Here is a 13,811-nt window from a genome sequence, read left to right on the forward strand (position 1 = left end):
ACCGGCATGGGCGCGATCTTCGAGGCGATCGACGACAAGCTGGCGCGCTGGATCGCGCGTCAGCCGATGTTCTTCGTCGCGACGGCGCCGCTCGCCGCCGACGGACACGTCAACGTGTCGCCGCGCGGCCTCGATTGCCTCAGCGTGCTCGACGAGCACACCGTCGCGTGGGTCGACCTCACCGGCAGCGGCGCCGAGACGATCGCGCACCTGCGCGAGAACGGCCGCATCTGCCTCATGTTCGCCTCGGTCGACCAGCAGCCGCGCATCGTGCGCCTGCACGGCCGGGGTCGCGTGGTGCTGGCGGGGGACGAGCTCTTCGACGACGTCGCGGCCAGGCATCCCGCCCTCATCGGGCCTCGAGCCGTCATCGTCGTCGATGTCGATCGCATCTCCGACTCGTGCGGATGGGGCGTGCCGCGCATGCAGCTCGTCGACGACGGCGAGCGGGGCATCATGGGCCCGTGGGCCGAGAAGAAGGGCCCAGAGGGCCTCGCCCGCTACCGCGCGCAGAAGAACCTGGAGAGCCTCGACGGGCTCCCCGCCCTGACCCTCGACGAGGTCTGACTCTCGCCCTTCCCGCGTGCATAGCTGCGGGGATTCCGGGCGACACGCCTGCGGCGCTCCGGCGCGCCGGCGGATCCGCCCGCAGTTGTGCTCGCGCTCAGTCGCGGTCGCGGGTGAGCCGGTGCGCGATCACACCGTAGAGGCGGACGAGCTGGGGCACGGCGACGTAGAACGCGGCCGGCACCACCAGCGCCGTCAGCAGCGCAGTGCGCAGCACAGGATGCCACGACCCGGTGATCGGCGCCAGCAGCATCGAGCCGATCGTCACGAGGGGGAAGATCGCCACCCACGTGAGGAGAGCCCGCACGTGAGTCGACGGTGCAGGGCGTGACGGACGGAGGGCCCGAGTGGCGGCGGTGTCGGTCAAGGGCATCCTTCTGGTCGAGCGGCGAGTACGACGTCGCATGCAACGCGCGCCGCTCGCGGAAATTCCGTCGGGGAGGCGTTCCTCGCGAGATCGCCGGCTCGCCGCACGATTCGCGGCTCGAGGGTCCTGCACAGTGGTTTCTCCTGCGCTCTGGTTCCGCCCGGCGCACCGGCACGCCGGCATCAGCGCGCCGCACGGACCATGTCGACGAGCTCCTCGATCGAGTAGCCGTTGATCCGCGCGAACTCGACGAGCTCGCGCGTGCGGTGCTGCACTGCCCCGTGCTCCGGGGCGGCAGTGACAGAGATGCCCCGGCCGCGGCGAAACTCGAGCAGGCCCTCGTCTCGGAGCACGCGCAAGGCGCGGAGCACCGTGTTGGTGTTCACCGACATCACCGCGGCGAGATCCCGCGCTGGAGGGAGTCGTTCGCCCGGCTTTGCTTCGCCGTCTGCGATCGCACGCCGGATCTGCCCCGCGACCTGCTCGTAGAGGTCGGTGGGATCCGAGTAATCGATCTTGACGGGGATCATGGTGCTAGTCATAATAGCGTCATATAGTTCTAGGAGGCAATCATGGCGACTGCCGCTCCTCCTCGCCCGATCGACGCGACTGCTGCCACGGACGCGGAGTTCGAAGCCCTCATCCGGGAAGCGCGCCGGCACGCTCGGCGTCGTCGCGCGGTCATGGCGGTGGTCATCGCCGTCGTCACCGCGGCTGTCGTCGCGGGGTTCGTGGCATCCGCTGCATCGCGGGATGAGCCGACGGCGCCGGCCGCAGAAATGGCGCAGGCCGACGATGCGCCGACCGCTCCCATCACGGGGTCGCACGCGGAACTCCTCGTCTCGATGCACCTGCATCACTCGGTCTCGAGGTACGGCGACGTGTGGCTGTACGTCTACGACGACGGCAGGCTCGTTCTGAACGGGGCGGACTGGGAGCTGAGGCAGCTCACCCCGGAAGGCGCGATCGCAGTACGCGACATGATGGTCGCGGAAGGTGTGTTCGACCAGGCGGAGCTCGGCGGGCGCTCAGGGTACGAGCCGTGCTGCGGCGACATCCAGGCACGCGTGGACGGTACCCTCGTCGTCCTGCCGCACAGCGTGCGGCCCGACACAGGCGCCGACGGGATGCCGACGTGGTACCGCGTCGCGCCGTCGTACGACCTCGTCGTCGATCGACTGATGACACTGCCGGCATGGCTTCCCGACGACATGTGGCTGGACAAGGATCCGACCCGGTATCGGCCCGACAGCTTCGCTGTGTGCGCGAGTGCCACGGACGAATCCTCCATCGAGGTGCTTCCCTACAGTCAGGGCCAGGCCGAGGCCCTCCTCCCACCCCCGGCGGCGACCATCCTCGCCGCCCAGCCGAACATCCCGACCGTTTCCGTCGACGCCGACCGACTCTACGGCGACCACACGCTCCCCAATGTCGAAGGCTCGTGTCGGCACGTGTCGGCGGACGACGCTGTGTCGCTTGCGGCAGCGCTCGTCTCGGCCGGCTGGGCGGATACCCACGGCCTCGACCACAGGTATGCGCGTCGGCACCTCGACACGACTCTGCACGTGGATCTGATCCCGATGCTTCCGCACGGCGTGCCCGCCCTCACCTACGGCTGAACCGGTCGGGGTCCGACTCGCGCCGGGGCGCGGCATCCACCCGCCCTAGACTTGACCCTCGTGGTCACCCGTCTGTCGCACTTCTTCCTCCGCACGCTCCGCGAAGACCCGGCAGATGCCGAGGTCACGAGCCACCGGCTGCTCGTGCGCGCCGGCTACATCCGCCGTGCCGCGCCCGGCATCTTCACGTGGCTGCCGCTCGGCCTGAAGGTCAAGGCGAAGATCGAGGCGATCATCCGCGACGAGATGGCGAACGCGGGCGCCTACGAGGTGCACTTCCCGGCGCTGCTGCCGCGGGAGCCCTACGAGCAGTCGGGCCGGTGGACGTCTTACGGCGACGGCATCTTCCGCCTGCACGACCGCAAGGGCGCCGATTACCTCCTCGCCCCGACGCACGAGGAGATGTTCACGCTCCTGGTGAAAGACCTGTACTCGTCGTACAAGGACCTGCCGCTGTCGATCTACCAGATCCAGGACAAGTACCGCGACGAGGCCCGGCCGCGCGCCGGCCTCCTGCGCGGGCGCGAGTTCACGATGAAGGACGCCTACTCGTTCGATTACACGGACGAGGGGCAGGATGCCTCGTACCAGGCGCAGCGCGACGCCTACGAGCGCATCTTCCAGCGCCTGGGGCTCGAGTACGTGATCGTCGCGGCGGACAACGGCCTCATGGGCGGCGCCCGGTCGGAGGAGTTCCTGCACCCGATCGCGGTCGGCGAAGACACGTTCGTGCGTTCGGCGGGCGGCTATGCGGCCAACGTCGAGGCGTACACCACGACGATCCCTGACGCGATCCCGTTCGACGGGCTGGGCGAGCCGGTCATCTTCGACTCGCCGAACACCCCGACGATCCAGACCCTGGTCGACCACTCGAACGCGCACCTCGACGCCCCGGCGCCGGGTGTCGCCGGCCCTGACACCGCAGATGCCACGGAATGGACCGCCGCGCACACTCTCAAGAACGTCGTGCTGGCGCTCAGGCACCTCGACGGCACGCGTGAGCTCGTCATCATCGGCGTTCCGGGCGACCGCGAGGTCGACGACAAGCGCGTGGAGGTGGCGTTCGCCCCCGCCGCCGTCGAGCCCGCCACCGAGCAGGACTTCGAGAACAACCCGCTGCTCGTGAAGGGCTACATCGGACCCTGGTCCGAGACCGGCGCGGTGCTCGGCGAGGAGTCGGCCACCGGCATCCGATTCCTGCTCGACCCGCGCGTCGTCGACGGCACGGCCTGGGTCACAGGCGCGAACATCGACCAGAAGCACGTGCACACCCTCGTCGCGGGCCGCGACTTCACGGGAGACGGATTCGTCGAGGTCGCGAACGTGCGCGCCGGCGACCCGGCGCCCGACGGCTCGGGTCCGGTCGAGCTCGCCCGCGGCATGGAGATCGGCCATGTGTTCCAGCTCGGGCGGTTCTTCGCCGAGACGCTGGGGCTCAAGGTGCTCGACGAGAACGGCAAGCTCGTCACGGTCACGATGGGCTCGTACGGCATCGGCGTGACGCGCATCCTCGCGATCCTCGCCGAGCTCAACAACGACGACAAGGGGCTCGTCTGGCCCGAATCGGTCGCGCCTTTCGACGTCCAGGTCGTCGCGACGGGGAGGGATGCCGTGGCGTTCGACCTCGCCGAGTCGGTGTCGGCCCAGCTCGAGGCATCCGGTCTCGACGTGCTCTACGACGACCGCGCGAAGGTCTCGCCCGGCGTGAAGTTCGCCGACGCCGAGCTGATCGGAGTGCCGCGCATCCTCATCGTCGGCCGCGGCGCTGCCGACGGCCAGGTCGAGCTCTGGGACCGCCGCAGCGGAGACCGCGAGGTGCTTCCGGTGGCAGGCGCCGTCGCACGCCTCACGGCGTAGTCGTCACGGATTCTCCGGCCGTCGAGACTGACTTCCTCACTGGGTGACCAGCAAGACCAGACCAGCTAAACTGGCCTGATGGAGCAGGTCAATGTGCAGGACGCCAAGACGCATCTCTCGCGTCTCCTCGCGCGTGTCGAGCGCGGGGAGACCGTGACGATCGCGCGAGGCGGGCATCCCATCGCCAGGCTCTCCCCGATCGATGACAGCGGACCTCGCGAGCTGGGGTTCCTCGATCTCGACGTGCCGGACTCGTTCTTCGAACCCCTCCCCGGGGCCGAACTGGATGCCTGGGACTGATGCGCCTCCTGCTCGACACGCACGCTTTGCTGTGGGCGGTGGGCGCGCCCGCCCGCTTGAGCGCGGAGGCTCGCGAACTCCTTGAGGATCGGGCCAACGAACTCGTCGTGTCGTCGGCGTCGGCCTGGGAAGTCGCGACGAAGTTCCGGCTCGGCAAGCTTCCCGATGCGGCGGTGCTCGTCGACGACTGGGCGGGAGTGATCGGCCGGCTCGGAGCGGTCGAAATCGCCATCAGCGCGCGTCACGCGCTCTACGCCGGCTCGCTCGTGTGGGAGCATCGCGATCCCTTCGACCGCGTTCTCGCCGCGCAGAGCGTCCTCGAGTCGATTCCGCTCGTCAGCGCCGACGAGGTGTTCGCCTCCCTCGCTGGCATGCGGGTGCGCTGGTAACGCAGGAAGTCCCGCGTCAGCCGTCAGACGAGGCCCCGCCTCGAGGCGTCGAGCCGACGAGCTCGCGCAGCTCTGCGGTCACGCGCTCGTACTGCTCGAGCAGCTGCGTCAGGTGTTCCGTCGAGGCGGGCGGCACGGCGACCGAGGCTGCACCCGCGCCGGAGGCCGCACCCGCGCCGGAGGCCGCGCCCGCGCCGGAGGCTGCCTTCGCCCCCGAGGTGACCGCCCCTGCGACGGCGCCGGCAGACACACCCTTCGCGGTGTGCTCGGTCGTGACCGGCGGCAGCGGCCCGGTGGTGGCCGGTGCGGACGCCGACGCCGCATCGTCGGTCGCTGTTGCGGCATCCGTCTCCTCATCGTGCGACTCGCTCCTGCTGGGACCGAGGAACAGGTTCGCGAGGTAGCCCGTGAAGGTGCCGAAGATGCCGACGCCGACGACGATGATGAGCGTGCCGATGAGCCGGCCGGCGTTCGTCACGGGGTACTTGTCGCCGTAGCCGACTGTCGAAATGGTCACGATGGTGTACCACAGGGCGTCCGAGGCCGAAGTGATGTTCGCACCGGGGGCGTCCTCCTCGACGTAGAGGATCGAGAGGCTGCCGAACTGCATCACGAGGATGCCCATGAGCAGCAGCGTCATGAGGGCGCTGTTGGCGCGATCGTGGATGAGGGTGTCCCAGAGCTTGCGGGGGCCGACTTCGCGCATGAGCCGGAAGACGCGCAGGAGTCGGAAGACGCGCAGCACCTTGAGCTGCGGGAACCACAGGCTCGCGAGGAGGTCCGCCCAGCCGTAGCTCCGGAAGAAGTAGTGGCTCGCCGAGGGCGCGGTGACGATGCGGTAGGTGAAGTCGCCGAGGAAGATCGCGCTGAAGAGGGCGTTCATGACGTAGAGGACGAGCTGGATCGACGAGCTGCCCTGCATCACGTAGAGCAGCACGAGGTTGAAGATCGAGAGCACCGAGAGCACTCCGATGAACAGCTCGTACGAGACGTTCTTGAGCTCCGAGCGCACCTTCGGTTTGCGTGACCTGGCCATCTCAGCCCTCCCGGGTCGGGGCCGCCCGCGATCGACGGCCGCGGCACCATTGTTCAGCACCCGTTCCGCCGGCGGGAGTCGCGCTCACGACTTGGGGGTGATCGGCCCACTGCGCCGAACAGAGGCCGGTTCGCGACCGGAGAGCTGTCTGCGGCCTACTCTTGAGGATGGCCGACGGCGTGGGATCCGTGCGGCGGTGGCGACGCTGGAGCGTGCTGCCGCGGCTCGTCTCCGACGCGCCTCCGCGCCTGCTGCTGGTCGTCGGGGTCGCGATGGTCGCGCTCGCGATGGTGCTCGTGGCACGGCCGCTCACATCGCTGCTCGTGCTCGGCATCTACGTCGGCGCGAGCGCGATCGTGTCGGGACTGATCGAGCTGCGCAGCCCCTCGAAGGTCTGGTGGTCGAGGGCGATCGCGATCGTCTGGATCGCCTTCGGGATCGTCGTGCTCGTCTGGCTCGGCCGCAGTCTCGACTTCCTTCCCCTCGCGCTCTCGCTCCTGCTGATCCTCGGCGGGCTGGGGTCGATCGGCCACGCACTGTTCGAGGGTCGCGTGAGCGAGCGCGTGCTGTCGGCGACGTGGGGTGCGGCGCAGCTCGTGTTCGGCATCCTGGCCCTCACCTACCTGGACGTCACGGTGCTGCTCGCGGCGCTCGTTTTCGGAGTGTGGATGCTGGTCTTCGGCGTCGTGCTCTTCGTGCGCGGGCTGCAGGCCATCCTCGGTCCGCCGCCGCAGCGCTCGCCGCGCTCCGAGCGCCGGGCGCGTCGCTGGGCCGACGCGGGACGCTTCGCGCTCGCCGTCGTGCTCGTCGGTGTGATGGCGGCGGGCTGGGCCGTCGACGACTGGCTGTCGCGCGGCGCACCCGTCGTCGACGCGTTCTACGATCCGCCGTCCGACGTGCCGGCCGACCACGGACAGCTCATCCGCTTCGACGACTACGGCGGCAGGCATCCCTCGAACGGCGACGTCATCCGCATCCTCTACACGACGCGGGATGCCGTCGGCCGACCCGCCGTCGCGAGCGCGCTCGTCATCTCTCCGACCGATGCGCATCCCGGCCCTCGGCCGGTGGTGTCGTGGAACCACGGGACGACAGGCGTCGCCCGCGCCTGCGCGCCGAGCCTGCGCAACGATGCCGCGACGAAGTGGGCGATCCCCGCGCTGGAGGACGCGCTCGACAAGGGCTGGATCATCGTCGCGTCGGACTACTCGGGGCAGGGTGCGCCCGGCGTCTTCCCGTACCTCATCGGAAAGGGCGAGGCGAAGTCGTCGCTCGACGCCGTGCTGGCGGCGCGCCGGCTGAAGGGGCTGTGGCTCTCGCGCGACGTCGTCGCGTGGGGGCACTCGCAAGGCGGGCACGCCGCTCTGTGGGAGACGCAGCTCGCGCCCGAGTACGCGCCCCTTCTGCGCGTCAAGGGCACGGCCGTCCTGTCGCCCGTCACCGATCCCGTAGCGCTCGCCCGGCGGCTGATCACGGGCGACGCGAACGCGCTCCTGTCGGTGCTCATCTCGTGGGTGCTCGTGCCCTATGCCGACACCTATCCGGAGGTCGAGCTGGGCGATTACATCGCGCCCGGCGCGCGCGCGATCGTGCGCGAGATGACGCAGCGCTGTCCGTCCGAGCCCGGCGTGATCGTGTCGGTCGTCTCGGCGCTCGGGGTGTCGGAGGACCGCCCGCTGTACTCCGGCGATCTCATGGCGGGCGCCCTGGGGCGTCGGCTCGCGCAGAACATCGTGAAGGGCCCGTTCACCGAGCCGGTGCTCATGACGTGGGGGACCGCCGACGAAGTCGTCCCGCCGGCTCTGCAGGAGGCCTTCGTCACGACGCAGTGCCAGGAAGGCACGCACCTGCGCTGGGTCGCGATGCAGGGCTACGACCACCTCGGCGTGCTGTTGCCGGGCTCCGGCTTCCTCCCCACCCTCGTGCGGTGGACGGATGCCCGCTTCACGGGTCGCGGCGACCCCGACGACGACTGCGGCCGTTGAGCCCGACGATGTCGGGATTGCGGGCTCGGAGTCAGGATTCCGGGTTCGGGTCGCCCGTGATCCACGGCGGTCCGAGGGGCACGACGCGCCGCCCCATCGTGCGCCAGTAGAACTTCTCGACGAGCATGTAGGCCGCCAGCGCCGCCGCCACGAGCAGGATGATCGAGCCGACGGTCGCCGTGCCGTCCGCGCCCGTGAACGCGGCCACCGACTGCAGGCCGAGTCCCGCCGAGACGCAGAGGAGCGTCACCGGCAGCACCGTGTTGTGCACCGATCCCGCGGGGGCGAACATGAGCGCGAGGATCGCGAACGCGAGGGAGAACAGGCCGCGCGCCTGAGCCGTCACCGCGAAGGAGCCCAGCTCCTCGCCCAGGAGGAATCCCGGGACGACGATCCAGTACCACCCGAACGCGTTGTAGACGATGAAGTGGAAGTTGTCGCCGGCGAAGTACGACAGCATCCCCGCCGTCACCTGCACGACGCCGCCGAAGACGGCGCCCACCCAGAAGACGGGCGCGTCGTCCTGAAGACCGAGGTGTGCGAGCTGGGCTGTCAGCGTCGCGATGACGAATCCCAGCAGACCGATGAGACCGGGGTCGGCGACTCGCAGACCGCCCCGGTGCGGCACACGGATCGCATCCGTGATCGCGATGTTGGTCGTCCCGTCGGTCATGTCCCGATGCCCCCTCGGTGCGTGCCGGTCGCGGCGCTGCAGCCGCGGCTCCGCGTGTCACCAGTATGGCGAGCATCCGGCTCCCGCGACCAGCGGGCTCCCAGCCCGGCGGACGGCGCATCGGGTAACGTATTGGGGTTGTCGGCGTGCGAGACGCGCCGGTGAGAGCTGAATAGGGAGGTCATTCGTGGACATCGATCTGGGACTGCTGAGGACGATCGAGCGTGAGAAGGAGATCCCCTTCGACGAGCTCGTGCGGATCATCGAGCAGGCGATCCTGACCGCCTACGCCAAGAACGCCTCCCCGACCGGCGAACTCCCCGAGGGCGCACGCGCCCAGCTCGACCGCAAGACCGGACACGTCGCGATCTTCGTGCCGCTCACCGACGACGAGGGTGCGGTGATCGGCGAAGAGGAGACCACCCCCGACGACTTCGGGCGCATCGCCGCGTTCGCCGCCAAGCAGGTCATCAGCCAGCGCCTGCGCGACATCGCCGACGACGCCGTCCTCGGCGAGTTCCGCGGCAAGGAGGGCGACATCGTCGCCGGCGTCGTGCAGCAGGGCCCGAACCCGCGCATGGTGCACGTCGATCTCGGCTCGGTCGAGGCGATCCTCCCGCCCGAGGAGCAGGTCCCCAGCGAGGACTACGCGCACGGCGCGCGCCTGCGCGTCTACGTCACGTCGGTCGCGAAGGGCACGAAAGGCCCCGCGATCACGGTCTCGCGCACGCATCCCGGCCTCGTCCGCAAGCTGTTCGCGCTCGAGGTGCCCGAGATCGCCTCGGGGCTCGTCGAGATCGTCTCGCTCGCGCGCGAAGCCGGACACCGCAGCAAGATCGCCGTGAAGGCCAACGACCCGACCATCAATGCGAAGGGGGCGTGCATCGGCGAGCTCGGCCGCCGCGTGCGGGCCGTCACGGAGGAGCTCGGCGGCGAGAAGATCGACATCGTCGACTACGACCCCGAGCTGGCGAAGTTCGTCGCGAACGCCCTGTCGCCGGCCAAGGTGACCTCGGCGTTCATCCTCGACGCGAACAGCAAGGCGGTCCGCGCGCTCGTGCCCGACTACCAGCTGTCGCTCGCGATCGGCAAGGAAGGCCAGAACGCGCGCCTGGCCGCCAAGCTGACGGGCGCCAAGATCGACATCCAGCCCGACTCGATCCTCGAGTCGTAGGAGCCCGGCGCCGGGACGGGCGCTCAGGTTCGAGGTGTAACATGGACCCTGTACGAACGTGCGTCGGATGCCGCACGCGTGCTTCCCGCTCCACCCTGCTCAGGGTGGTCGTCATCGATTCCGTCCTCGTCGCCGACGAGCGCGCAGTGATGCCGGGGAGGGGCGCGTGGGTGCACGAGACGCCCGAGTGCGTGGATGCCGCCATGCGGCGCCGCGCCTTCGTGCGGGCATTGCGTGTGTCAGGCCCGCTTGACACGCAGACCATCGAGAAACGGCTGAACGGCTATGGAAACAAAGTGAACGGCTCGAAATGAGACCCGTCCGCTGATCGGTCTGCCCTGTCTGGGTAGGCCCTAGACAGGAGAATTGTGGCAAACGCCAAACCACGTGTGCACGAGATCGCCTCGGAACTCGGCGTCGACAGCAAGGTCGCTCTGGCCAAGCTGAAGGAGCTCGGCGAGTTCGTCAAGAGCCCCTCGTCGACGATCGAGCCCCCCGTGGCTCGCAAGCTCCGCGCCGCCCTCGAGGCGGACGGAGCCGCAGCGCCTGCTGCCGCCGAGCAGAAGCCGGCGCATTCGGCGCGCCCGGCCGGCCGTCCCGGCCCGGTGCGCCCCGCCGCTCCCGCGGCGCCTTCGACCTCCGCGCCGCGTCCGTCGGCGCCCACCCCGGCACCGGCCGCACCCGCGAAGCCGGCTGAGGCAGCGGCTCCCGCCGCTCCGGCGGCCCCCGCGGCTCCGGCTGCGGCCGCTCCCGCGGCACCGGCCGCGCCCGCGGCGCCCTCGGCCAAGAAGCCGGGCCCGGCGGCTCCCGCCGCTCCGGCCCCGGCCGCTCCGGCCCCGGTCACCCCGAATGCGGCCGCTCCGGCTGCAGCGGCTCCTGCCGCGCCCGCGCCGAGTGCCGCACCCAAGCCCGGCCCCGCCGGACCCACGCCGCAGCCGCCGCGACCCGGTGGCGCGCCGCGTCCGGGCAACAACCCCTTCGCGTCCTCGCAGGGCATGGGCCAGCGCCCCTCGGGCCCGCGTCCGGGCAACAACCCCTTCGCGTCGGCACAGGGCATGGGCCAGCGTCCCAACCCCGGCAACATCCCGCGTCCGCAGGCTCCGCGGCCCGGCGCCCCGCGTCCCGGCGCCCCGCGTCCGGGTGGTGCGGGTCGTCCCGGTGGCGGCGGTCGTCCCGGTGCGCCGTTCCAGCAGCGTCCCGGCGGCCCCGGTCGTCCCGGCGGTGCCGGCGGCGGCTTCCAGCGTCCCGGTGGTGCTCCCGGTGCGGGTGCGCCGGCCGGCGGCTTCGCCGGTCGTCCCGGTGGTGGCGGCGGCCGTGGCCGTGGTCCCGGCGGCGGCACCGCAGGTGCGTTCGGCAAGGGCGGCGGCAAGTCCAAGCAGCGCAAGTCGCGTCGGGCGAAGCGCCAGGAATTCGAGATGCGGTCGGCGCCCGTCGTCGGCGGCGTCAACGTCCAGAAGGGCAACGGCGAGATCATCCGCCTGCGCCGCGGCGCGTCCATCGCCGACTTCGCCGACAAGCTCGAGGCGCTGCGCGGCTACACCGTGCAGCCCGGCACGCTCGTCACCATCCTGTTCAACCTGGGTGAGATGGCCACAGCGACCGAGTCGCTCGACGAGGCGACGTTCGAGGTGCTCGGCGCCGAGCTCGGCTACAAGATCCAGATGGTCTCGCCCGAGGACGAGGACAAAGAGCTCCTCGAGGGCTTCGGTCTCGACCTCGAGGCCGAGCTGGAGGCGGAGAGCGAGGACGACCTCGAGATCCGGCCTCCCGTCGTGACCGTCATGGGTCACGTCGACCACGGAAAGACGCGACTGCTCGACGCGATCCGTCAGACGAACGTCGTGGCGGGCGAGGCCGGCGGCATCACGCAGCACATCGGTGCGTACCAGGTCTGGACCGAGCACGACGGCATCGAGCGCGCCATCACCTTCATCGACACCCCGGGTCACGAGGCGTTCACCGCCATGCGTGCCCGTGGTGCGCAGGTGACCGACATCGCGATCCTCGTGGTCGCCGCCGACGACGGCATCATGCCGCAGACGGTCGAGGCGCTGAACCACGCCCAGGCGGCCGAGGTGCCGATCGTGGTCGCGGTCAACAAGGTCGACAAGCCTGACGCCAACCCGGCCAAGGTGCGCCAGCAGCTCACCGAGTACGGCCTCGTCGCCGAGGAGTACGGCGGCGACGTCATGTTCGTCGACGTGTCGGCACGCCAGAACACGGGCATCCAGGAGCTCCTGGACGCCGTCCTCCTGACGGCGGACGCGGGCCTGGACCTCACTGCGAACCCGAACAAGGACGCGCGCGGTGTCGCGATCGAGGCGAAGCTCGACAAGGGCCGCGGATCGGTCGCCACCGTCCTGATCCAGTCCGGAACGCTGCGTGTCGGCGACGCGATCGTCGCGGGCACGGCCTACGGCCGCGTGCGCGCCATGATCGACGAGAACGGCGATGCGGTCGAAGAGGCCTACCCGTCGCGTCCCGTCCAGGTGCAGGGCCTCAACTCGGTCCCGCGCGCCGGTGACACGTTCATCGTCACGGAAGAGGACCGCACGGCCCGCCAGATCGCCGAGAAGCGTGAAGCGGCCGAGCGCAACGCCCAGCTCGCCAAGGCCCGCAAGCGCATCTCGCTCGAGGACTTCACCCGCGCTCTCGAAGAGGGCAAGGTCGAGTCGCTCAACCTCATCATCAAGGGCGACGTGTCGGGCGCCGTCGAGGCGCTCGAGGAGTCGCTCCTCAAGATCGAGGTCGACGACTCCGTCCAGCTGCGGATCATCCACCGCGGCGTCGGCGCCATCACCGAGTCGGACATCAACCTGGCGACGATCGACAACGCGATCGTCATCGGCTTCAACGTCCGCCCCGACACGAAGGCGCGCGAGCGCGCCGCCCGCGAGGGCGTGGACGTCCGGTTCTACTCGGTCATCTACAACGCGATCGACGACGTCGAGCAGTCGCTGAAGGGCCTGCTCAAGCCGGAGTTCGAAGAGGTCCAGTCGGGTGTCGCCGAGATCCGCGAGGTGTTCCGCTCCTCGAAGTTCGGCAACATCGCGGGTGTCATCGTCCGCTCGGGCACGATCACGCGCAACGCCAAGGCGCGCGTCATCCGCGACGGCGTCGTCATCGCCGATGGCCTGGCCATCGAGTCGCTGCGACGGTTCAAGGACGACGTCACCGAGGTCCGCACGGACTTCGAGTGCGGTATCGGCCTCGGCAAGTACAACGACATCCAGATCGGCGACGAGATCGAGACCACCGAGATGGTGGAGAAGCCTCGCGCCTGAGGCGCAACCGGTGAGGGACGCGCTGTGTCCGAACAGCACAGCGCGTCCCTCACCTGTCGAAAGGAACAGTCATGGCCAGCGAACGTCAAGCGCGCCTCGGCGACCGCATCCGTGTCATCCTCGCGGAGCGTCTCGAGAAGGGTCTGCGCGACCCCCGGCTCGGCTTCGTCACGATCACGGATGTCCGCGTGACGGGCGACCTGCAGCACGCGTCGGTGTTCTACACCGTCCTCGGCTCGTCTGAGGAACGGGAGGACTCGGCGAAGGCCCTCAAAGCCGCCACCGGGATGCTGCGCACCGAAGTGGGCAAGCACCTCAACGTGCGACTCACGCCTTCGCTCGAGTTCATCCCCGACGCGATCCCCGAGAACTCGGCCCACATCGAGGACCTCCTCCGTGAGGCTCGCGAGCGGGATGCCGCCGTGGCGGGCATCGCTGCGGGTGCGCACTATGCGGGCGAGGCCGACCCCTACATCAAGCCGCGCGAACTCGACGACGAGGACTAGATCCTCACGTCGCCGCAGCCTCGGCGATCACCGCAGCGTCGGATCGGAACAGCC

Annotated in this window: 14 protein-coding genes; 10 read left to right on the forward strand and 4 right to left on the reverse strand. The window is 70.0% G+C overall.

Going from position 1 to position 13,811, the window contains the following annotated elements; all coding sequences use genetic code 11:
* The first annotated feature begins 6 nt into the window (after positions 1-6).
* Complete coding sequence (locus ACH3VR_RS11150; RefSeq protein ID WP_396640856.1) at positions 7-567, forward strand: pyridoxamine 5'-phosphate oxidase family protein; 561 nt, start codon at positions 7-9, stop codon at positions 565-567.
* A gap of 97 nt (positions 568-664) precedes the next feature.
* Here the strand turns inward: ACH3VR_RS11150 and ACH3VR_RS11155 are convergent, their stop codons facing one another.
* Both ACH3VR_RS11155 and ACH3VR_RS11160 read right to left on the reverse strand, forming a co-directional pair.
* A complete protein-coding gene (locus ACH3VR_RS11155; protein ID WP_396640857.1) occupies positions 665-940 on the reverse strand; it encodes a hypothetical protein in 276 nt (91 codons plus the stop codon).
* A 176-nt stretch (positions 941-1,116) separates the two neighbouring features.
* A complete protein-coding gene (locus tag ACH3VR_RS11160; protein ID WP_396640858.1) occupies positions 1,117-1,476 on the reverse strand; it encodes a GntR family transcriptional regulator in 360 nt (119 codons plus the stop codon).
* 30 nt (positions 1,477-1,506) lie between these two features.
* On the opposite strand from ACH3VR_RS11160, the gene ACH3VR_RS11165 reads away from it, so the two are divergent.
* From ACH3VR_RS11165 to ACH3VR_RS11180, 4 genes are all read left to right on the forward strand, one after another.
* A complete protein-coding gene (locus ACH3VR_RS11165; protein ID WP_396640859.1) occupies positions 1,507-2,553 on the forward strand; it encodes a hypothetical protein in 1,047 nt (348 codons plus the stop codon).
* A 60-nt stretch (positions 2,554-2,613) separates the two neighbouring features.
* On the forward strand, positions 2,614-4,410 hold the full coding sequence (locus ACH3VR_RS11170) for a proline--tRNA ligase (protein ID WP_396640860.1): 1,797 nt from the start codon (positions 2,614-2,616) through the stop codon (positions 4,408-4,410).
* A 78-nt stretch (positions 4,411-4,488) separates the two neighbouring features.
* Positions 4,489-4,710 (forward strand): type II toxin-antitoxin system Phd/YefM family antitoxin, encoded by a 222-nt coding sequence (locus tag ACH3VR_RS11175; protein WP_396640861.1) that lies wholly within the window; start codon positions 4,489-4,491, stop codon positions 4,708-4,710.
* The gene (locus ACH3VR_RS11180; protein WP_396640862.1) at positions 4,710-5,099 is read left to right on the forward strand and encodes a type II toxin-antitoxin system VapC family toxin; all 390 of its coding nucleotides are present in this window, start codon (positions 4,710-4,712) and stop codon (positions 5,097-5,099) included. The genes ACH3VR_RS11175 and ACH3VR_RS11180 overlap by 1 nt, the downstream gene beginning before the upstream one ends.
* 16 nt (positions 5,100-5,115) lie before the next feature.
* Here ACH3VR_RS11180 and ACH3VR_RS11185 read toward each other — a convergent pair whose 3' ends face one another.
* A complete protein-coding gene (locus ACH3VR_RS11185) occupies positions 5,116-6,135 on the reverse strand; it encodes an ion transporter (RefSeq protein WP_396640863.1) in 1,020 nt (339 codons plus the stop codon).
* Positions 6,136-6,302: 167 nt separating this feature from the next.
* Between ACH3VR_RS11185 and ACH3VR_RS11190 the strand changes: the two genes are divergently transcribed.
* Entirely contained in the window at positions 6,303-8,120 is a 1,818-nt protein-coding gene (locus ACH3VR_RS11190; protein WP_396640864.1) for a lipase family protein, read from the forward strand.
* Positions 8,121-8,151: 31 nt separating this feature from the next.
* On the opposite strand, the gene ACH3VR_RS11195 is transcribed toward ACH3VR_RS11190, so the two are convergent.
* On the reverse strand, positions 8,152-8,793 hold the full coding sequence (locus ACH3VR_RS11195) for an acetate uptake transporter family protein (protein WP_396640865.1): 642 nt from the start codon (positions 8,791-8,793) through the stop codon (positions 8,152-8,154).
* Between the two features lie 187 nt (positions 8,794-8,980).
* Between ACH3VR_RS11195 and nusA the strand changes: the two genes are divergently transcribed.
* The 4 genes from nusA to rbfA all read left to right on the forward strand — a co-directional run bounded on the left by nusA (position 8,981) and on the right by rbfA (position 13,757).
* Complete coding sequence (gene nusA / locus ACH3VR_RS11200; protein WP_396640866.1) at positions 8,981-9,967, forward strand: transcription termination factor NusA; 987 nt, start codon at positions 8,981-8,983, stop codon at positions 9,965-9,967.
* Between the two features lie 41 nt (positions 9,968-10,008).
* Complete coding sequence (locus ACH3VR_RS11205; RefSeq protein WP_396640867.1) at positions 10,009-10,281, forward strand: YlxR family protein; 273 nt, start codon at positions 10,009-10,011, stop codon at positions 10,279-10,281.
* 75 nt (positions 10,282-10,356) lie between these two features.
* Positions 10,357-13,251 (forward strand): translation initiation factor IF-2, encoded by a 2,895-nt coding sequence (gene infB, locus ACH3VR_RS11210; protein ID WP_397556511.1) that lies wholly within the window; start codon positions 10,357-10,359, stop codon positions 13,249-13,251.
* A 71-nt stretch (positions 13,252-13,322) separates the two neighbouring features.
* Complete coding sequence (gene rbfA, locus ACH3VR_RS11215) at positions 13,323-13,757, forward strand: 30S ribosome-binding factor RbfA (RefSeq protein WP_396640868.1); 435 nt, start codon at positions 13,323-13,325, stop codon at positions 13,755-13,757.
* Positions 13,758-13,811: the final 54 nt, after the last annotated feature.

The sequence above is a fragment of the Microbacterium alkaliflavum genome, assembly GCF_044325405.1.
GTDB classification, from domain to species: domain Bacteria; phylum Actinomycetota; class Actinomycetes; order Actinomycetales; family Microbacteriaceae; genus Microbacterium; species Microbacterium alkaliflavum.

Coding starts and splice junctions, on each gene's coding strand:
- ACH3VR_RS11150 (WP_396640856.1), top strand. CDS start 7: ATGGGCGCGATCTTCGAGGCGATCGACGACAAGCTGGCGCGCTGGATC.
- ACH3VR_RS11155 (WP_396640857.1), bottom strand. CDS start 940: ATGCCCTTGACCGACACCGCCGCCACTCGGGCCCTCCGTCCGTCACGC.
- ACH3VR_RS11160 (WP_396640858.1), bottom strand. CDS start 1,476: ATGACTAGCACCATGATCCCCGTCAAGATCGATTACTCGGATCCCACC.
- ACH3VR_RS11165 (WP_396640859.1), top strand. CDS start 1,507: ATGGCGACTGCCGCTCCTCCTCGCCCGATCGACGCGACTGCTGCCACG.
- ACH3VR_RS11175 (WP_396640861.1), top strand. CDS start 4,489: ATGGAGCAGGTCAATGTGCAGGACGCCAAGACGCATCTCTCGCGTCTC.
- ACH3VR_RS11180 (WP_396640862.1), top strand. CDS start 4,710: ATGCGCCTCCTGCTCGACACGCACGCTTTGCTGTGGGCGGTGGGCGCG.
- ACH3VR_RS11185 (WP_396640863.1), bottom strand. CDS start 6,135: ATGGCCAGGTCACGCAAACCGAAGGTGCGCTCGGAGCTCAAGAACGTC.
- ACH3VR_RS11190 (WP_396640864.1), top strand. CDS start 6,303: ATGGCCGACGGCGTGGGATCCGTGCGGCGGTGGCGACGCTGGAGCGTG.
- ACH3VR_RS11195 (WP_396640865.1), bottom strand. CDS start 8,793: ATGACCGACGGGACGACCAACATCGCGATCACGGATGCGATCCGTGTG.
- ACH3VR_RS11205 (WP_396640867.1), top strand. CDS start 10,009: ATGGACCCTGTACGAACGTGCGTCGGATGCCGCACGCGTGCTTCCCGC.
- rbfA (WP_396640868.1), top strand. CDS start 13,323: ATGGCCAGCGAACGTCAAGCGCGCCTCGGCGACCGCATCCGTGTCATC.